The organism is Sphingobium sp. RSMS (genome assembly GCF_005406185.4).
Lineage (GTDB): Bacteria > Pseudomonadota > Alphaproteobacteria > Sphingomonadales > Sphingomonadaceae > Sphingobium > Sphingobium fuliginis.
Genome location: NZ_CM191257.1, coordinates 1,228,373 through 1,248,099 on the forward strand (window position 1 = coordinate 1,228,373; position 19,727 = coordinate 1,248,099).

Annotated in this window: 14 protein-coding genes and 1 tRNA gene; 8 read left to right on the forward strand and 7 right to left on the reverse strand. The window is 66.7% G+C overall.

What is annotated here, in order from left to right; genetic code table 11:
• Positions 1 to 54: 54 nt before the first annotated feature.
• From EGM87_RS05730 to EGM87_RS05740, 3 genes are all read right to left on the reverse strand, one after another.
• Positions 55 to 131: transfer RNA gene (locus tag EGM87_RS05730), tRNA-Pro, on the reverse strand.
• A 131-nt stretch (positions 132 to 262) separates the two neighbouring features.
• Positions 263 to 475, reverse strand: coding sequence for a hypothetical protein (locus tag EGM87_RS05735; RefSeq protein WP_007689093.1), 213 nt, complete (start codon positions 473 to 475; stop codon positions 263 to 265).
• A 155-nt stretch (positions 476 to 630) separates the two neighbouring features.
• A complete protein-coding gene (locus EGM87_RS05740) occupies positions 631 to 2,007 on the reverse strand; it encodes a M28 family peptidase (protein WP_044662306.1) in 1,377 nt (458 codons plus the stop codon).
• A 102-nt stretch (positions 2,008 to 2,109) separates the two neighbouring features.
• Here EGM87_RS05740 and ettA point away from each other — a divergent pair, with 102 nt between their 5' ends.
• From ettA to trxA, 8 genes are all read left to right on the forward strand, one after another.
• Positions 2,110 to 3,795 carry an energy-dependent translational throttle protein EttA gene (gene ettA, locus EGM87_RS05745; protein WP_044662307.1) on the forward strand — a complete coding sequence of 562 codons (1,686 nt, stop codon included), beginning with the start codon at positions 2,110 to 2,112 and terminating at the stop codon, positions 3,793 to 3,795.
• 374 nt (positions 3,796 to 4,169) lie between these two features.
• Positions 4,170 to 6,515, forward strand: a complete 2,346-nt coding sequence (locus tag EGM87_RS05750) for a sensor histidine kinase (protein WP_137709738.1) — start codon at positions 4,170 to 4,172, stop codon at positions 6,513 to 6,515.
• Positions 6,508 to 6,966 carry a tRNA (adenosine(37)-N6)-threonylcarbamoyltransferase complex ATPase subunit type 1 TsaE gene (gene tsaE, locus EGM87_RS05755; RefSeq protein ID WP_044662309.1) on the forward strand — a complete coding sequence of 153 codons (459 nt, stop codon included), beginning with the start codon at positions 6,508 to 6,510 and terminating at the stop codon, positions 6,964 to 6,966. The genes EGM87_RS05750 and tsaE overlap by 8 nt, the downstream gene beginning before the upstream one ends.
• Complete coding sequence (locus EGM87_RS05760) at positions 6,963 to 7,949, forward strand: aminoglycoside phosphotransferase family protein (protein ID WP_044662310.1); 987 nt, start codon at positions 6,963 to 6,965, stop codon at positions 7,947 to 7,949. The genes tsaE and EGM87_RS05760 overlap by 4 nt, the downstream gene beginning before the upstream one ends.
• Entirely contained in the window at positions 7,946 to 8,656 is a 711-nt protein-coding gene (locus tag EGM87_RS05765; protein ID WP_025548951.1) for a nucleotidyltransferase family protein, read from the forward strand. The genes EGM87_RS05760 and EGM87_RS05765 overlap by 4 nt, the downstream gene beginning before the upstream one ends.
• On the forward strand, positions 8,649 to 11,624 hold the full coding sequence (gene addB / locus EGM87_RS05770; RefSeq protein WP_044662311.1) for a double-strand break repair protein AddB: 2,976 nt from the start codon (positions 8,649 to 8,651) through the stop codon (positions 11,622 to 11,624). Before EGM87_RS05765 ends, addB begins: the two co-directional genes overlap by 8 nt.
• A complete protein-coding gene (gene addA, locus EGM87_RS05775; RefSeq protein WP_044662312.1) occupies positions 11,605 to 15,048 on the forward strand; it encodes a double-strand break repair helicase AddA in 3,444 nt (1,147 codons plus the stop codon). The genes addB and addA overlap by 20 nt, the downstream gene beginning before the upstream one ends.
• Positions 15,049 to 15,077: 29 nt before the next feature.
• Positions 15,078 to 15,398, forward strand: a complete 321-nt coding sequence (gene trxA, locus EGM87_RS05780; protein WP_044662313.1) for a thioredoxin TrxA — start codon at positions 15,078 to 15,080, stop codon at positions 15,396 to 15,398.
• Between the two features lie 45 nt (positions 15,399 to 15,443).
• Here trxA and EGM87_RS05785 read toward each other — a convergent pair whose 3' ends face one another.
• The 4 genes from EGM87_RS05785 to EGM87_RS05800 are packed head-to-tail and all read right to left on the reverse strand — an operon-like array spanning position 15,444 to position 19,655.
• Entirely contained in the window at positions 15,444 to 16,055 is a 612-nt protein-coding gene (locus EGM87_RS05785) for a glutathione S-transferase family protein (RefSeq protein ID WP_044662314.1), read from the reverse strand.
• Positions 16,056 to 16,072: 17 nt separating this feature from the next.
• Positions 16,073 to 16,870: an inositol monophosphatase family protein gene (locus tag EGM87_RS05790; RefSeq protein WP_044662315.1), complete on the reverse strand. Its 798-nt coding sequence runs from the start codon at positions 16,868 to 16,870 to the stop codon at positions 16,073 to 16,075.
• A gap of 16 nt (positions 16,871 to 16,886) precedes the next feature.
• Positions 16,887 to 18,113 carry a bifunctional glutamate N-acetyltransferase/amino-acid acetyltransferase ArgJ gene (gene argJ / locus EGM87_RS05795; protein ID WP_044662316.1) on the reverse strand — a complete coding sequence of 409 codons (1,227 nt, stop codon included), beginning with the start codon at positions 18,111 to 18,113 and terminating at the stop codon, positions 16,887 to 16,889.
• Between the two features lie 30 nt (positions 18,114 to 18,143).
• Positions 18,144 to 19,655, reverse strand: a complete 1,512-nt coding sequence (locus EGM87_RS05800) for an ArnT family glycosyltransferase (RefSeq protein WP_044662317.1) — start codon at positions 19,653 to 19,655, stop codon at positions 18,144 to 18,146.
• Between the last annotated feature and the right edge of the window lie 72 nt (positions 19,656 to 19,727).

Consider the following 19,727-nt stretch of genomic DNA (forward strand, 5'->3'; position numbering starts at 1 on the left):
TCCGCTGAACAGGCCGTCGCTCAGCCTGCCGGAAGAGCCCGGTATCCAGGGTAATGGTCGGGGAGACAGGATTCGAACCTGCGACATCCTGCTCCCAAAGCAGGCGCGCTACCAGACTGCGCTACTCCCCGGCGCTCGCGGGCCTTAGCGGCGAAGCAGGCCGCACGTCAATCGCGCTTTTGGCCCCAATCCCGCCCGCATAGAAAAAGGGCGGATCGTACCAAGACGATCCGCCCTTTCGAAAATCTCGCTGGAGCGAAGATTATTCGGCGTTCGCGGCGTTGCCGGCGACGTTCGCAGCGTTGGCGGCGTTGTCGGCAGCGTTCGCGGCGTTGTCGGCAGCGTTGGTGGCGTTTTCGACAACGTTCTCAACAACAGCGTTCGAAGCGTTCGCGGTCTCGTTGGCCGGCTTCTCACCGCAAGCGGCGAGGGCCATCAGGCCGGCCGAAGCGAAAACAACAGCGATCTTCTTCATTGTGTACGGCTCCCATAGCATTTTGCCGCGTCGTCACACCAAAATCGTGACTTACGCGAGCGACCCGCATTAACGTGTGCGCTGCACAAATCAATGCTTTTCTGCGTCGGTGAAGCGACAGAATCACGCGACAGGGTGTTGTCTACAATAAAAGTTCAGTTAACGCCTAGCGATTCCGGCGCATTTGCGATTTCGAAAAGTGCAACTGCCCAGGCGGCGACATTCTGGCGAAGCTGCGTGGGATCGATCTTGTCCAGCGTGTCGTCCGGCGTGTGATGAATGTCGAAATACCGGGTGCCGTCCTGCTGGAGATCGATCACCGGAACGCCGGCCTTCACCAGCGGTTCGATGTCGGAACCTCCGCCCGCGGGCAATCGGCTGGCCCCGATGCCGAGCGGCGCCAGCCCGGCCACGACCCGGCGGGCAAGCGCATCATGGCCTTGCGGCAGCTTGAAATCCGCCCGCCAGACGCGATCTGCCCCGAAGTCCGATTCCATCGCCATGGCATGTGCTTCCTTGCCATGGGCGTCGTAATAGGCGCGGCCGCCATTGCCGCCCACTTCCTCCGCACCGGCCATCAGCACGCGGATGGTGCGGCGGAGCGGCCCGGCCTTGGCCGCCTGAAGCGCCGCAGCGGCCACGATGCCGCAGCCTGCGCCATCGTCTATCGCCCCCGTGCCCTGATCCCAGCTATCGAGATGGCATGCGGCGACGACCACGCCCGCCTTGGGATCGCTGCCGGGGATTTCGGCCAGGACATTGCCCGAGGGCTGGTCCTTCAGCATCTTCGAACTGAGCGTGAGGTGAAGCCGCACCGGCTGCCCGCGGGAGACAATCCGGACAAGCTGTTCGGCATCGGGCACGCTGAGCGCGGCGGCGGGAATGGGTTTCACGCCATCCGCCCACATCTGAACGCCTGTATGGGGCTGGCGATGATTGTCGGTGCCGATCGAGCGGATCAGGATGGCTATGGCGCCCTTTTTAGAGGCGATGCTGGGACCCTGGCGGCGGGTCGCGCCGAAATAGCCATAGGAACTGCCGTCCTGCGTCGCGTGCATGGCATGGCTGACAAAGGCGATCCTGCCCTTCAGGCTGCCTTCGGGCGCGGCCTCCAGATCGGCCAGCGTGGGGAAATAGACGACCTCTCCCTCGATCCCTTTGTCTGGGGTGGAGGCGCTGTTGCCGAGGGCGGCGAGAACCAGGGTCTGCGGGAAGGGGGCGATCACGCGGGCCTCGTCATGGCCACGCAGCCATACGGGCATGGTGTAGGGTTCGGCCCGGACGTTGGAGAAGCCAAGGCCCTTGAGCTTCGCCACGGCCCAATCGCGGGCCCGTGCTTCCTGTGGGGTGCCGGCGGGGCGGGGTCCGACCTCGGTGGTCAGGCCTTCGGTGAAGTCCATCGCGACCTCGTCCGTCAGGGCCGACGCGCGAATCGCCTCCAGCCCGGCCGGCGCCGCGGCAAGAGGAAGGACAGGGGTGGATATGCTGCCGAGGAAAAGGGCGGCAAGCGTGCCCGATCGGATTTTCTGCATGGATCAAGGCTTAGCGGGACATCCCCCATTTGCCAACGCGTTCCGCCTCCGCTAACCCGGCGCCAATTTCCAACGATTGTCCTTTCGGAGCTGCTTCAAGCCATGTCCGCCTCCTCCCAATACGCCTTCGTCATGAAGAGCATGACCAAGAGCTTTCCCGGCGCCGCCAAGCCGGTGCTCAACCAGATCAACCTGCAATTCTATCGCGGCGCGAAGATCGGCATCGTCGGCCCCAACGGCGCGGGCAAGTCGACCCTGATGAAGATCATGGCCGGCATCGACACGGATTTCAGCGGCGAGGCATGGCCGGGCGAGAATATCTCGGTCGGCTACCTGCCGCAGGAGCCTCAGCTCGACCCGAACAAGACGGTCTTGGAAAACGTCAAGGACGGCGCGCGGGAGATCGCGGACAAGCTGGACCGCTTCAACGAGATCAGCATGATCATGGCCGATCCGCCGGAGGACGTCGATTTCGACGCGCTGATGGAGGAAATGGGCACGTTGCAGGAGCAGATTGACGCCGTGGACGGCTGGACGCTCGACAACCAGCTTGAGATCGCGATGGAAGCGCTGCGCTGCCCGCCTTCGGACTGGCCGGTCGACAGCCTGTCGGGCGGTGAGAAGCGCCGCATCGCGCTCACCCGCCTGCTGATCCAGAAGCCGGACATCCTGCTGCTAGACGAACCGACCAACCATCTGGATGCCGAGAGCGTCGAATGGCTGGAAAACCACCTGAAGGAATATGCGGGCGCGGTGCTGATGATCACCCACGACCGCTACTTCCTCGACAATGTGGTGGGCTGGATTCTCGAACTCGATCGCGGGAAATATTTCCCCTACGAGGGCAACTACTCCACCTATCTGGAGAAGAAGTCCAAGCGTCTGGAGCAGGAAGACCGCGAGGCGACCGGGCGTCAGAAGGCGATCAACGACGAGCTGGAATGGATCAGGGCCGGCACGAAGGGCCGCCAGACCAAGTCCAAGGCGCGCATCAAGAAGTTCGAGGAACTGGTCGCCAGCCAGGAGAACCGTACCCCCGGCAAGGCGCAGATCGTCATCCAGGTGCCCGAGCGTCTGGGCGGCAAGGTGATCGAGGCGAAGAATATCTCAAAGGCCTATGGCGACAAGCTGCTGTTCGAGAATCTCTCATTCATGCTGCCGCCGGGCGGCATCGTCGGCGTGATCGGGCCGAACGGCGCGGGCAAGTCGACCCTTTTCAAGATCATCACCGGGCAGGAGCAGCCTGATTCGGGTGAGATCGACATCGGTTCGACGGTCCGCCTCGGCTATGTCGACCAGAGCCGCGACCATCTCGACCCGTCGAAGAATGTGTGGGAAGAGGTTTCCGACGGCCACGATTATGTGAAGGTCAACGGCCACGACATGTCGACGCGCGCCTATGTGGGCGCCTTCAACTTCAAGGGGCAGGACCAGCAGAAAAATGTCGGCAAGCTGTCCGGCGGTGAGCGCAACCGCGTGCACATCGCCAAGATGCTGAAGAAGGGCGGCAACGTGCTGCTGCTCGACGAACCGACCAACGACCTCGACGTCGAAACGTTGGCGGCGCTGGAAGAGGCGATCGAGAATTTCGCGGGATGCGCGGTGGTCATCAGCCACGACCGCTTCTTCCTCGACCGTCTGGCGACTCACATTCTGGCGTTCGAAGGCGACAGTCATGTCGAATGGTTCGAGGGCAATTTCGAAATGTATGAGGAGGACAAGCGGCGCCGTCTGGGCGATGCGGCGGATCGTCCGACGCGGCTTGCCTACAAGAAGCTGACGCGCTGAGCCCGGCGATGCAGCGCGAAAATGCCCAAGGGATTGCAATCATTGCAACGATGGGCATGTTTTTCGCACTTGCAAAATGACGTGCTGCACTGCACATAGGAGGGGCCTTTCAGGCATCCTCTCCTAAAACTTTCAGGCCGGTCCTTCGGGATCGGCCTTTTTTTTGGTGTAAAGCGCCTTGTTGGCGCCTGCTCACCCATGTGGGCGATCTTCCGACACCGCCGCGATCCCTTCCGCGATGTTCCCCGACAATGATTTCACCGCAAAGCATGATTCTTTCCATCTCGGTGCTTCACCCTGCATCTGACTTGGGTTAGTCCCCTCAGAACCAAGGACGGGGGCAGACATTCGGCGATGAGGGCGAAGCAGGTTTAATGGCGTTGACCCCTCTTGCTGCCGTGATACTGGGCGTCGTCCTGGCCCTCTGGCTCGGTGCGGCGGTCTGGGCGCTGTCGAGCGGCCAGCGCCGGCGCCGCGAAGGCATGCAGGCGCAGGGAAAGCTCGACCGGCTGTCGGTCCTGCTCGCCTCCGCGCCGGCCGCGCCCATCGTCATTCATCCCGACGGGCGGCTGGAGGCGGCAGACCGCCTCGCCAAATGGCTGGGCAAGGATCGGGTGCCGACTTTCGTGTCCGAACTGACCGCGCCCGACGGCGGCCTGGAACCCGATGATGCCGCCGCGCTGGCTCGGGAGATCGAGGCGGCCCAGCGCGCGGGGCGCAGCTTCGCGCTGCCGGTGCGGGGCGTCGATTCGTCTCGCCTGCTGCTGGTTCGCGGCGCGCCCGCAGGGCCGGTGCTGGCCGAAAGCGGCGGCGTTGTCCTCTGGATATTCGACGCGACCGACAGCCAGTCGGAAATCCAGACCCTGAAGGGCAGGGTGGAACAGCTTCGGGAAGCGCTGGAAGCGCTGGCAGGCCTGGTGGAAGCGGCGCCCTTTCCCATGTGGCACCGCACGGCGGACATGCGGCTCAGCCTGGTCAACACGGCCTATGTCCGTGCTGTGGACGGAGAGAACGCTCGAGAGGTCATCGCCAACGGCACCGAACTGGTCGAGACGGTCGGCGGATTGACGCCGCAGGCGGCCGCCGCGCAGACCCTTGCCGACGGCGCGCCGGTGGAGCGCATGGTTCCCGCGACCATCGACGGCGAGAGGCGGACCATGCGCGTGGTCGATGTTCCCCTCGGCGGGGCAGGCGTCGCCGGTTTCGCCATGGACCAGAATGAGCTGGAACAGGCGCGCGTCGAACATCGGCGGCTGGAGGCGGCGCAGCGCGACCTGCTGGATCGCCTGTCCGCCGGCGTGGCGCGTTTCGGGTCGGACCGGGCGCTGCGCTTCTGGAACCAGCCCTTCATGAGCCTGTTCGGGCTGGATCAGGAGCGGCTGGCCGACAATCCGCCGTTCGAGCGGGTTCTGGACCAGATGCGTGAAGCACGCAGATTGCCCGAGAACAGGGATTTTCCGGCGTGGCGCGCGGAACGGCGCGACTGGTTCCTCTCGCCCGACCCGCGGGAGGAAAATTGGCTGCTGGCCGACGGCACCCATTTGCGCGTCTATGCGCAGCCGCTGCCCGACGGCGGGTTGCTGCTGATCTTCGAGGACCGGACGGAGCAGGTCCAGTTGTCCAGCGCCCGCGACACCCTGCTCCGCGTCCGTACCGCGACCTTCGACAATCTGTTCGAATCGATCGGCGTCTTTTCCTCGGACGGACGCCTGCACCTTTGGAACAGCCGTTTCCGGTCGATCTGGGACGTGCCGGAGGATTTGCTGGCCAGGCATCCCCGGATCGACGAACTGATGCGCGCCGTCCAGTCGCGCCTCGCCAAGCCGCAGCAGGCGAACCTCGTCCGCGAACTGGTGCGCGCCGCCACGGTGGAGCGCAAGCAGCGCGTCGGCCATGTCGGCTTTGCGGACGGACGCATCTTCGAATTCGCGGCGATCCCGCTGCCCGACGGCAATGCGCTGTTCACCATGCTCGACGTCACTGACAGCCGCCGCGTGGAACAGGTGCTGCGCGACCGCAACGACGCGCTGGAGCAGGCCGACAAGGTGAAGACCGCCTTCGTCACCAATATGAGCTACGAACTGCGCACGCCGCTCACCACCATCGCCGGTTTCGCGGAGATGATGAGCGCGGGCTATGCGGGCGAACTGAGCACTTCCGCCCGGGAATATGTCGACGGCATCCTGCAAAGCACCAACCGCCTTTCCATGCTGATCGACAATGTGCTGGACCTGACGCAGGGCGAGGCGGGGATGCTGCCCATCGAAAAGGCAGATGTCGATCTGGCGGCGGAAGCGCGGGACGCCGTGGCGCGGATCAAGGCGGACGCGACGGGCAAGGGGATCGACCTTGCCATGTCGCTCCAATCGAGCCTTGGCACGGTGCAGGTCGACAAGCGGCGGATCGGTCAGGCGCTGGATCATCTGCTGGAAAATGCCGTGCGCTATTGCAACCGGGGCGGCCGGGTGCTGCTGCACGGCGATGGGACGAGCGACTTCGCCCGCCTCGTCGTATCGGACAATGGCCCGGGCATCAGCGCCAGGCGACAGGCGACGATCTTCGACGCGTCTTCCCGGACCGAGCAGGCGCGCAACGGCAGCAAGGCAGGCATCGGCCTGCCACTCGCCAGACAATTGGCGCAGGCGCATGGCGGGACGCTGGAACTGGTGTCGGAGCCGGGGCAGGGGACCATGGTCGTGATCGAGCTGCCCCGTGGCTGAGGATGAGATCGTGCTGGCCGGGGAGGCCGACATGCTGGCATTCGGGCATCGGCTGGCCGCGCTGGCCCGCATCGGCGACGTCATTGCGCTGGAAGGCGGGCTGGGCGCGGGCAAGACGACGCTTGCCCGTGGGATATTGGAAGGACTGGGGCTTGAGGAGGAAGCGCCAAGCCCCAGCTTCGCCATCGTCCAGCCCTATGACATTCCCGATGTGAAGCTGCCCGTCGCCCATGTCGATCTCTACCGGCTCGACGGGCCTGAAGAGGCTGGGGAACTGGCGCTCGACGACTATCTGACGGACAGCCTGCTGATCGTCGAATGGCCCGACCGGATGGGCGAGGGCGCATGGCCCGATGCCCTGCGCTTCCACATCGCGATGGAACCCGACGGCGCTCGGCGCTTGACAGCGGACGTGCCGGACGCTTGGACGGAGCGATGGTCACAGATATGATCCCGCCCGCCGCCGCTCCCGCCTTTCTCGCGCAGGCGGGGTGGGGGCAGGCCGCCATCGTGCCGCTCGCCGGCGATGCATCCTTCCGGCGTTATTTCCGGGTGATCGACGGGCCTCGCCGCGCCGTGCTGATGGACGCGCCCCCGCCGCATGAGGACCCGAGGCCCTTTATCGCCATTGCTGAGCATCTGACGGAGAATGGCTTTGCCGCGCCCCGGATATTGGCGCGCGACCTGGAGGAAGGGCTGGTCCTGATCGAGGATTTCGGCGATCTGCGCGTCAAGGAGCATGTCGAGGAGCAGCCCGAAGCCGAACGGGATGTCTATCGCCGCGCCGTGGACCTGCTGGCGGCGCTGCATCGCCTGCCGGCGGCCGACGTGCCGCCCTATGACCGCGCCGTCTATCAGCGGGAAGCGGGATTGCTGACCGAATGGTATTGTCCCGCCATTGGCCTGCCGGTGGATGAGGCGGGCTATGTCGCGGCATGGGACGCCGTGCTGCCGATGGTCGAGCGGTCGTCCAGCCCGGTCGTCACGGTGCTGCGCGATTATCATGCGGAAAATATCATGCTGATCGACCGGGCGGCGTCGCATGGCCTGGGCCTGCTCGACTTCCAGGATGCGCTGGCGGGGCATCCGGCCTATGACCTCGTCTCGCTGCTGCAGGATGCGCGCCGGGACGTGCCGCCCGCGCTGGAGGCGGCGATGCTCGACCATTATCGCGCCATCGCCCATCCCCCGGCTGACTTCGACGCCGCCTATGCCGTGCTGGGCGCGCAGCGCAACGCGAAGATCATCGGCATCTTCACCCGCCTGTGGAAGCGCGACGGAAAGCCGCGTTACCTCTCCTATCTGCCCCGCATGTGGGACTTGCTGGAACGCGACCTCGCCCACCCGGCGCTGGGGCCCGTGGCGGCATGGTTCGCGGCCAATATCCCTGCCGGGAAGCGGCACCACGCGCTAGAGGATTACGCCCCGGCATGATCGACACCGCGATGCTGATGGCGGCTGGACTGGGCAAGCGCATGCGGCCGTTGACGGCCACCCGCCCCAAGCCGCTGGTCAAGGTGGCCGGCAAGCCGCTGATGGACCATGCGCTGGACCGGCTGGCGGCTGGCGGCATCCGGAAGGTGGTCGTCAATGTCCACTATCTGGCGGATACGGTCGAGGCGCATCTGGCCGCGCATAATGAAGGCATGCAGATCGCGATTTCGGACGAACGCAGGAAGCTGCTGGAAACGGGCGGCGGGCTGATCCACGCCAGGGAGCAGTTGGGCGACGCGCCCTTCTTCTGCGCCAATAGCGACAATCTGTGGATCGATGGCCCGCAGGAAACGCTGGGGATGATGCGCAGGATCTGGAACCCGGACCGGATGGACGCGCTGCTGCTGCTGGTGCCGCTCGCACGCGCCCATTGCCACCGGGGGCCGGGCGATTTTCACATGGACGCGAACGGACGGCTGACACGGCGCAAGACCGCCCATGTCGCGCCGTTCGTCTTCACCGGCGTCCAGATCATGTCGCCCGCGCTGCTGGTCGATCCGCCGTCGGATGTCTTTTCCACCAATGTCTTCTGGAACCGGGCGATAGAAACGGGTCGTCTCTACGGCGTCTCGCATCAGGGGCTTTGGTTCGATGTCGGCACGCCGCAGGCCATTCCGGTCGTGGAGTCGATGTTGGCCCATGGGTGAACGCACCCGCCCGGCGCTGTTCAACATACCCGCGCACCGCGCCTTTTCCGACGCGCTGGTAACGGGCATCCTCGCCCGGCATGGCGATGATCCGATGCGGCTGGCGCAGGGCATGATCCTGCTGCCCAACAACCGCGCCATCCGGTCGGTCAGCGATGCCTTCGTCCGCAAGTCGGGCGGTGGCCTGCTGTTGCCGCGCCTCGTCGCGCTGGGCGATCCCGATCTGGGCGAACAGGTGGGCGGCGCGCTCGATCCGTTGGGGGAGGATGACCCCATAGCGCCCGCCATCGCGCCGATGCGCCGCCAGATGATCCTGGCGCGCATGGTGCAACAGGCATCGGCGCACCCCGTCGATGCGGGCCAGGCGTTGAAGCTCGCCCAGGCGCTGGGCGCGGTCCTCGACCAGATGCAGGTGGAGCGCGTTCCCATGCGCGCGCTGGCGGAACTCAGCCTGTCGGACGATCTGTCGCAGCATTGGCAGACCTCGCTAAGGCTGTTCGGCCTGTTGCTGGCGCAATGGCCGCAGGAGCTGGCGCGGCTGGGGTGCATCGACCTCGCGGACCGCCGCAATCGCCTGCTGGACCGCATGACGGCGCGCTGGACCAAGGCGCCGCCGGAGGGTTTCGTCATCGCGGCGGGCATGTCCACCACGGCGCCGGCAGTGGCCATGCTGCTCCGGCGGATCGCGATGCTGCCGCAGGGGGCGGTGGTCTTTGCCGGTCTGGATCAGGAGATGGACGGCGATGCCTGGGATGCCATCGGCCCCTTCGATGCCGACCCTCTGACCGGCCGCGCACCTGCGGGGCATGAGACCCATCCCCAATATGCCCTGAAACGCCTGCTCGACCGGATGAGCGTCACGCGCGACGATGTGGCGCTCTGGCGCTGGGGCAGCGAGCATGACGCCCGCGCCGTCCGGGGGCGCAACATCTCCAACGCCATGCTGCCGCCGCGCCTGACGAGCCGCTGGCGCGACCTCAGGACCGCAGACCGTTCGCTCGCCGGGGTGGAGGCGCTGGAAGTCGCGACGCCGGGCGAAGAGGCGCAGGCGATCGCCATCGCCCTGCGCGAAGCGGTCGAGACGCCGGGCCGCACCGCCGCGCTGGTGACGCCTGACCGGCAATTGGCGACCCGCGTGTCCGCGCACCTGCGCCGCTGGGGCATGGAGGCGGACGATTCGGCGGGTCAGCCGCTGTCGCGCCTGCCGCCCGGAACGCTGCTGATCGCCATGGCCGAGGCGCTGGCGGAGCGCTTTGCCCCCGTCGCGCTGCTGACCCTGCTCAAGCATCCGCTCGTCATGCGGGGGGAAGGGCGGCTTGCCTGGCTGGAGGGCGTGCGCGGGCTCGACCTGTTGCTGCGCGGACCAAGGCCGCGGGCGGGCATCCATGGGATCGACCTGTTGCTGGCCGAACGGGAGGGCGAAGACCGGCAAAGCGCCTTGCGCGCCCGCACGCGGCAGTGGTGGGGCGAAGCCCGCGCGCTGCTGGAACCGCTGGAGCAGGCCTTCATGGCTGCGCCGGACCTTGCCGGGCAGTTGGCGGCCATCCGGGAACATGCCGGCCGTCTCTCCCATGATGCGGTCTGGGCCGGGCATCAGGGTCATGCCGCCGCAGACCTTTTCGCGGAGATGGAGGAGGCGGCGAGCGAAGGGCCGCGTCAGGCCGACATACGCGCGCTGCCTGCCCTGTTCGACCATCTTCTGGGCGGCCTTTCGGTTCGCCCGCCGCAGGGCGGCCACCCCCGGATCAGCATTCTCGGCCTGATCGAAGCCCGGCTGGTGCAGACCGACCTCATGATATTGGGCGGCCTCAACGAGGGCACATGGCCGGGCCTGCCCGCGCCCGATCCATGGCTCGCCCCGCGCATTCGGCGGGAGATCGGGCTGCCCGGCCTGGAAAGCCGCATCGGCCTTGCCGCCCATGATTTCGCCAGCGCCCTTGGCGCGCCGCAGGTGCTGATCACGCGCGCCCGGCGCGGGGCTGGCGGTCCGGCGGTCGCCTCCCGCTTCTGGCTGCGGCTGAAGGCTATGGCGGGGCCGCAATGGAAGAGCGCCGACCGCTATGCCGCTCTGGCGCAGGCGATCGACCATGCGGAGGAGCACAGGCCCGCCCGACGCCCCGCGCCGGCGCCGCCTTCGTCAGTGCGTCCGAAGGTCATTCCGGTCACTGACGTCGACCGGCTGAAGGCCGATCCCTACGCCTTCTATGCCAAGCGCATCCTGCGACTGGCGCGGCTCGAGCCGGTGGACGCCGATGCCGGACCCGCCTGGCGCGGCACGGCCGTGCATGAGATCCTCCAGCGATGGGCGGAGGAGGGCGACGGCGATCTGGCCGATCTGGAAGCGCGTGCGCGGGCGATGTTCGACCGGCCGGACGTCCATCCCTTGCTCAAGGCGCTCTGGCAACCGCGCCTTATCGAAGCGATACGATGGATCGCGGCGGAGGTGGCGAGCGATCTTGCCGCCGGGCGGAAGATCCTTTCGGTGGAAACGGAAGGCCGGGCGGAGATTGCCGGGGTGACGCTGACCGGGAAGGCCGACCGCATCGACCTGCTGCCGGACGGGAGGCTGGGCATAGTCGACTACAAGACCGGCAAGCCGCCCAGCGCGCGGCAGGTGAAGGCGGGCTATGCGCTGCAACTCGGCCTGCTGGGCCTGATCGCGGAGCATGGCGGCTTCCCCGGCACCGATTCCGCACCCGTGGCGGGCAGTTTCGAATATTGGTCGCTCGCGAAGAAGGGCGACGCATTCGGCTATCGCGAAAGCCCCGTCGACCCGCTGGGCAAGCGGGATAAGATCGTCACCGCCGACTTCACCTCCCAGGTTCATGCGCAGTTCGAGGAAATCGCCGCCGCCTGGCTCAACGGATCGGCGCCCTTCGATGCGCAGGTGAACCCGGAAGTCGCCAATTATGGCGATTATGACCAGCTCATGCGGCTGGAGGAATGGTATGGCCGGGACGATGGCTAGAAAGCACAACGCTCTGCAACCGCTGGCGGGCGCGCAGGCGCAGGCCGCCGCGCCCGATGCGCATGTGTGGCTGTCCGCATCGGCGGGCACGGGCAAGACCCATGTGCTGACCGCCCGCGTCTTCCGCCTGCTGCTTCAGGGGGTGCAGCCGGAAAATATCCTCTGCCTCACCTTCACCAAGGCGGGTGCGGCGGAAATGGCGGATCGCGTGCACGATCGACTCGCCGCCTGGGTGCTGATGGACGAGGCCGACCTTTTCCACGATCTGGATGCGCTGGGCGAGGAGTCCGGACCGGAAGCCCGCGACCGCGCCCGCCGCCTTTTTGCCGAGGTGCTGGAATCAACCGGCGGCGGGCTGCGCATCCAGACGATCCACGGCTTCTGCCAGCAGTTGCTGACGGCCTTCCCTTTGGAGGCCGGCCTGCCCCCCGGTTTCCGTCCGCTCGACCAGCGCGAGCAGGCGACGCTGGCGCGGCAGACGCTGGCCGACATGGTGGTGGTCGCGCAGGAGCAGGGGGACGAGGCCCTGATGGAGGCGTTGCAGGCGCTGAGCCTGCGCCTGGGGGAGGGCGGGGCCGAGAATTTCCTGCTGCGCTGCGCGGCCCGGCTGGACGCGCTGGACGCCTTGCCGGAGGACATCGCGCCCTGGCTGCTGCGGGAACTGGACCTGCCAGAAGGCGACATCGACGCGCATATTGCCGAACGATGCGCGGACGAGCTGTTCGATATGCGCACGCTCATCTGGATCGCGCAGGCCAATGCGGACTGGGGCACTGGACGGGCGCTGGAACGCTGCGACAGGATCGCGCGCTGGCGGGCTCTCGATCCAGCGGGGCGGGCCGCTGCGCTGGCCGATCTCCACGCGGTCTGGGCAAAGGCGGACGGCGAGCCGATCTCGACCGCCCGGGGCTGGGCGCCTTCGGTGGACGGCTATGGCGATGCGATTGCGCGGATGCACGAATGCTGTTCCGGGCTGCTGGGCCTTCGGACCCGCGCAGCCTATGCCGCCCTGCTCGCCAGGGCTTTGCATGCCGGCCGCGTCTATGCGCGGGCCTATGCGGAAGCCAAGCGCCTTGCAGGAGCCGTGGATTTCGACGACCTGATCGCCAATACGGCGCAACTTCTGTCCCAGCCGGGCATTGCCGACTGGATTCGCTACAAGCTCGACCAGCAAATCGACCATATATTGGTGGACGAGGCGCAGGATACCAATGTCAGCCAATGGCAGATCGTCGGCGCGCTGGCGGCGGAGTTCTTCGCGGGCGAGGGCGCCAAGGGCGACAGGGTGCGCACCATCTTCACGGTGGGCGACTTCAAGCAGGCGATCTTCGGATTTCAGGGGACGAGCCCCGAAGCCTTCCGCGCCGCGCAGATCGTCTTCCAACGCCATGCGGAGGACGCAAGCCATATATTCCACGACCTCTCGCTTCAGCACAGCTTCCGCTCGACGCCGGCCGTGCTGGATGTGGTCGACCGCACCATAGCGACCCTGCGTGCCGAACGCTTCGGCCTGGAGCCGGGCGAAGTCCGGCACATCAGCGCCAACCGCTTTCCGGGAGAAGTGCTGCTCTGGAAACCCGTCATCGCCGGCCTGTCCGACGATGCGGAGGGGGAGGAGGATTGGGCCGCCGATCAGGAGCGGGTGCTGGCCCAGAGCATCGCGCGCCAGATCAGGCAGTGGATCGATGACGGGCTGATGCTGGAGAGCCGGGGCCGCCCCGTGACGGCGGGCGACATCATGATCCTGGTCCGCCGCCGGTCCGAACTGGCGCGGCTGATCGTCGCGCGCCTCTATGAGGAGAAGGTGGCTGTGGCGGGCATCGACCGCCTGCGCCTGAACGCGCCGCTCGCCGTGCGCGACCTGCTCGCGGCACTGCGTTTCGCCGTGCAGCCGGAGGATGACCTGAACCTGGCAGCGCTGCTGGTGTCGCCGCTGATCGGCTGGACGCAGGATGAACTGATGACCCGCCTCATCGGCCGCCGCTTGGGGTTGTGGCAGCATCTGACAGCGACGTTGGACGACGCACTGCTGCACCCCTTGCGGCAGTTGCTGGCGCAGGCGGACTTCACCACCCCCTATCGTTATCTGGAGGCGATATTGTCCGGCCCGATGGATGGCCGCCGCCGCCTGATCGAGCGTCTGGGGTCGGAAGCGGCCGATCCGATAGAGGAATTGCTGAACGCCGCGCTCGCCTTCGAGAATGACGATCATCCCTCGCTCCAGCGCTTCATCGACTGGTTCGACAGGGGCGAGGTGGAGATCGTGCGCGATGCCGCCGCGCAGGGCGACTCGCTCCGCCTGCTGACGGTGCACGGGGCGAAGGGACTGCAGGCGCCCATCGTCATCCTGGCCGACGCATGCCTCGATCCGGACGCAGGCAATCGCGCCGATTCGCTGGAGTGGAACGGCTTGCCGATCATCGCGCCGCGCAAGGGGGAGAGGCAGGGGGCAATCGGCCAGGTGGCCGAGGAGGCCAGCGCCGTCGAGCGCGCCGAACATTGGCGCCTGCTCTATGTCGCCCTCACCCGGGCGGAGGAAAGGCTGGTCGTCGCCGGCTCGCTCGGTCCCCGCGCCAGGGGCGAGGTCAAGCCCGAAAGCTGGTATGCCGCCGTTGAAGCGGCGCTCATTTCGCTGGACGCGGAATGGGAGGCCGATCCGCTCTGGGGCGCGCGGCGGAGCTGGCGCGGAAGCGAAATCCTGCCCGCCAGACCCCTGGAGACGGCTGTTGCGGAAAACCGGACGGCGCATGACGAACCGGATTGGCTCCGCCGCCGCGCCCCTGCCGAGGCGCGCCCTCCGCGTCCTCTGGCGCCCTCCGCTGCGGTGGAGGACGATGTGCCCTATCCGCCGCCGACCCCCGCGATGCGGGACGCGGCCGAACGCGGGCGCTGGCTGCACCGGCTGTTCGAAAGGCTGGCCGATGTGCCGCCGGATGCCCGCCGCTCCCGCGCCGACAACTGGCTGGCGCAACAGGGCCTTGGCGATCCGGCGCGGCGGCATGACGTCATGGAACAGGCATTGCGAGTGATCGAAGACCCGCGATTTGCCCCGCTGTTCGGCCCCGATGCGCTGGCCGAAGCGCCCATCGCCGCCGTGGTGGGCGAGGCGGTGATCGCCGGCACGGTCGACCGGCTGCGCATCGGTGACGATGTGGTGCAACTGGTTGATTTCAAGACCGGCCGCATATCGCCGCTGGTGGTGGAGGAGGTGCCATTGGCCCATGTGCGGCAGATGGCCGCCTATGCAGCCGCGCTCCAGGTGATCTTTCCGGGCCGCAGGATAGAGGCCGGCCTGCTCTACACATCCGCGCCGAGGCTGATCACCCTGCCGCCGGAACTGTTGGAGCGGCACAAGCCCGGCTTTCCGCCCGCGCAGGAGAATTTGCCGCTTCCGACCGTTGAGGCGGATGCGTCGCCATCCTAAATATCCGGCAACCGAAGGAGATACCCAAAATGGCTACCAAGGCAGTCACCGACCTCAGCTTCCAGCAGGACGTCATCAACGCGGACAAGCCCGTGCTCGTCGATTTCTGGGCGGAATGGTGCGGTCCGTGCAAGATGATCGGCCCCGCGCTGGAAGAGATTTCGGACGAGCTGGCTGACAAGGTCACCATCGCGAAGATCAATATCGATGAGAATCCCGATGCGCCCGGCCGCTATGGCGTGCGCGGCATTCCGACGATGATCCTCTTCAAAAATGGTGAAGCCGCCGCCACCAAGGTCGGCGCCGCGCCCAAGAGCGCGCTCAAGGGCTGGATCGAAAGCGTTCTTTGATAGCCTTCCCGCAAGGTGCCCCTGCAAAGGCAGGGGCATTTTGCCTCAAGTCAGCGGGATCATGACCGTCCCGGCATAGGCGGGTCTTTCGCGCAGCCTGTCATACCAGTCCCGCACATGGGGCACGTCCGGCCGTTCCATGTCCAGCGTGAAGAAGCTGTGCGCATAGACGCCCATCGGCACGTCCGCGACGCCGAAGCTTTCGCCCGACAGCCAGCGCTGCCCAGCCAGGGCGCGGTCGAGGATCAGCATCGCCTCTCCCGATTGCCGCGCCGACTCAGCCACTGCCTCCATGTCGCGATCTTCCACTTTCCTGCGGACGAGGTTCAGGAAGGCGCCTCGCTGCGCATCGGCAAAGCTGAACTGCCAGTCCATCCATTTGTCGCCCTGGGCCCGTATCGCCGGATCGGTGGGCCACATGCCTTCCGGGGCATGGCGTGCCGCCAGATAGCGCAGGATCGCATTGGATTCCCACAGCACCATGTCGCCGTCCTGGATCGTCGGGACCAGCCGGTTGGGGTTCATCGCGACATAGGCGTCGCTCATCCCGAACTGGCCGCCGACATCGTGCCGGACATAGGGCAGGCCGATTTCACCGGCGAACCAGGCGACCTTCTTCACATTATGCGAGTTCAGGCGTCCCCAGATCGTCAGCATGCCCATCCTTCCCTTCTTCAGCGGAACAACCGGTCCGCCGCCAGATCCCAGAGGCGCGGGGATGAAGCCCCCAGCAGCCCGCGCCGCAAATCGCCCACGACATAAGGCGATCCGTCCAGCCGCTGGCACAGGCCGCCCGCTTCGTTCACGAACAGCGTTCCCGCCGCATGATCCCAGGGCAGGGTGCGGGCAAAGACCGACAGGTCATTCTGTCCCAGCACCAGGCGCGGATATTGCTCGGCGGCGCAGCGGGGAATATCCACCAGCCGGAAAATGGCCTCCGACCGGCGTCTGACGTCGGCGCGCTCCTCCTCCGTCATGAAATAGACGGCAAGCGCCGCGATCGGCAGCGGTTCGCCGCTCTCCCGCGCATAGACCTGCTCCCCGTCGATATGGCTGCCGGCGCCCAATATGGCGTGGCACAGGCGTCCGGTCAGTGGGTCCAATATCCACCCGGCCAGGATCGTTCCTGCGTCCGCCAGCGCGACCATGATGCCGAAGGGCGGCCTTCCGGCGGCGAAATTCCCGGTCCCGTCGATCGGGTCGATGATCCAGTTCAGCCCTTCGCCGGCACGGTCCAATATGGCGGGGTCGGCGGCGCAGGCTTCCTCCCCGATGATGCCGGCTTCCGGCAGGATCGCCGCCAATCCTTCCGCCAGCCGGATTTCGCTTTCCCTGTCCGCGATGGTGACGAAATCGTCGGCCGCCTTCTCGCTGATCTCATGACTGGCGAGGTTGCGGTAGCGCGGCATGACAACGTCCCGCCCCACCTGGCGCATCAGCGCTACGACCGGTTCATGCAATTCCGTCGGCATCAGGGCCGTCCTTTTCTCAACTGCGATAATCCGCGTTGATCGAAATATAGCCATGGGTCAGGTCGCAGGTCCAAACCGTCGCCCGGCCGTCGCCCAGCCCCAGATCGACGCCGATCGCTATGTCCTGCCCCTTGAGATGCGCGGCCACCGGCGCCTCGTCATAGCCCTCGACCGCCAGACCGCCCGACGCCACCTGGGTCGCGCCGAAACGGATGGAAAGCCTGTCGCGATCCGCAGGCTCTCCCGCCTTGCCGATCGCCATGACCACGCGGCCCCAATTGGCGTCCTCGCCCGCAATGGCGGTCTTCACCAGCGGCGAGTTGGCGATGGAAAGGGCGATGCGATGCGCGCTGGCGTCGCTTTCCGCGCCCTCGACGGCGATCTCGACGAATTTCGTCGCGCCTTCCCCGTCGCGCACCACCAGATGCGCAAGCTGGCGGCAGAGATCGTCCAAGGCCGCCGCGAAGGCGTCCGCCCCGGCATCCTCCATGGAGGCGAGCGGCGCATTGCCCGCCTTGCCGGTGGCGAAGGCCAGCACCGTATCGCTGGTGGAGGTGTCGCTGTCGACGGTGATGCAGGAAAAGCTCGTCCGGTTGGCGGCGGACAGCATCTGCTGCAACAGCTTGGGATCGATGGCCGCGTCGGTGAAGATATAGCCCAGCATCGTCGCCATGTCCGGCGCGATCATGCCGGACCCCTTGATGATCCCGACAAGCTCGACCCGCGTGCCGCCGATCATGGCGGAGGCGCGGGCGCCCTTGGCATAGGTGTCGGTCGTGCCGATGGTGGTCGCCGCATCCTCCCAGCCGCAGGGCGCGGCGGCAAAGGCGGCTTCCAGCCCCGCCTCTGCCTTGTCCACCGGCAGCGGAACGCCGATCACCCCTGTGGAGGAGATGAAGACGTCCGACGGCTGGCAGTCCAGATGGTTCGCGACCTTGGCGGCAATCGCCTCCACCGCCGCGCGGCCCCGGTGCCCGGTGAAGGCATTGGCATTGCCGGCATTCACCACCAGAGCCCGTGCGGAACCGAGCGGAATGGCGTCCCGGCACCATTCGACTTCCGGGGAAGGGCATTTGCTCTGCGTCGTGACGCCCGCGACCGCCGTGCCTTCGCTCAGTTCCACATAGGTGAGGTCGCAGCGATCCCAATTCTTGTATCGCGCGCGCGATACGCGAGCCGTGACGCCTGCAACGGGCGGAAGGTCGGGGAAAGCGGCGGGGGCGAGGGGGGAGCGTTCAGTCATGCCCGTCGCTTAGCGCAATATGCCCGCCCGTCAACGGCGAGATGGGCGGATATAGAGCTTTCCGACGCCGTCCGGCATGGCCAGCATCCGGTAGGCGCGCCGCTTCGCATAGGCGATCAGGCTGTCGTCGGGCCGCAGCGGCAGTTTGCGAGTCCCCATTTCATATCCGACCAGGATCGCCTCGGGCGGATCGCGGTCCAGATCGGCCAGGGTCGCCGGTATCATGGCATGGATGCGCCGGGCTTCCGCGCCCTCCATCGTCCATCCCGTCCGGTACACGAAGGGGCCCGGCGCGAACCGCCGGTCGATGTTGAGCCCGCTGTCGACCAGTTGCTGGGGCGAAAGGGTGACGATCTCGTCGTCGCCGGTCAGCCTGCGCACCTGCGCGCCGGCCCAGCGCGCATGGTCGCTCGCCGCCAATATCGGCGATCCATGACCCGCCATGGCGATGACATGGCGGGTCGCCGGCAGCAGCCCCGGCACGGCGGACAGGCAGAGCGATGCGATCAGGACCGGACGGGCGCGACGGGGCCAGGCCCGTGCGTCGTCCAGCATGAAGCCGAGCGCCAGGCCCAGCGGCGGCAGCAACGGCATCACATATTGAAGCTGGGACGGCGTCGGCAGCGCGGCCCCGATCAGTCCGCCGCCGATCATCCAACAGGCAAGGCGCCTTTCGGGCGGACCGGCCCGGCCGCGACTTGCCCATCCATGGGCGATGATGGCTGCCAGGCTGAGCAGCGCCGGCCCCCGCCAAAGATATTTGGCGAGATCCCCGAACTTCTCGCCCCATGACAGTTCGTCGCCCGCGCCATTGGCTGCATACCAGGCAAAGGGGCCGCTTGCCGCAAAGGTGACGACTCCATAGAAAAAGGCGGCCGGCGCAAGGGCGCAGGCGACGAGCATGAGCGCAAGCCCCGCCAGCGCGCCAAGGGCCAGCCAGGCGGCATGGCGCGGACGGGCCAGCAATGCAAAGCCGCCGATCGCCGCCCCCAATGGGATGAAATTGAGCTTGGCGGCGACGGCCAGCCCGAAGAACAGCCCCGCTCCGAACCAATGGCGTCGCCCACCGGCTTGCAGCGCAATCACCGAAAGAAGCATCGCCAATGTGGCCAGCATGGTGGGCAGCATGTCGTTGCGGGTCACGCTCGCGGTGAATTGAAAGGCGGCGGTCGCGGCGATGAAGGCAGTCGCAAGGGCCGCGCTGGCGCGCGATATGCCCGCGCGCCGTTGCGCGAAATGGAGCAGCAGCAGCGTGATCAGGGCGCAGGCTGCCGTGGCAAGCCGCATGGCGACCAGCATCCTGCCCGGGAAACCGAGGGCCAGGGGCGCGAACAGCCAGGCATGAAGCGGCGGTTGCAGGTACAGGAAGTCGCGATAGATCAGCAGGTGCGAGCTGAACCATGCGCCTGCTATATATTGGCTCTCGTCATGATCGAACGGCGTCGCAAGCGCCGTGATCCCGAACCACAGTAAAGCCGCGGCCGTCGCCGCCACAGGCAAGGTCGCGCCGCGCGGTTCCACGCGGGCAGGGCTAGGGATCATCGTCAAATCGCTCTCATTCCTCAGGCTTCGGCACCGGCGCCGTCACTGGACGCCGCGATCCGCCCATATCCT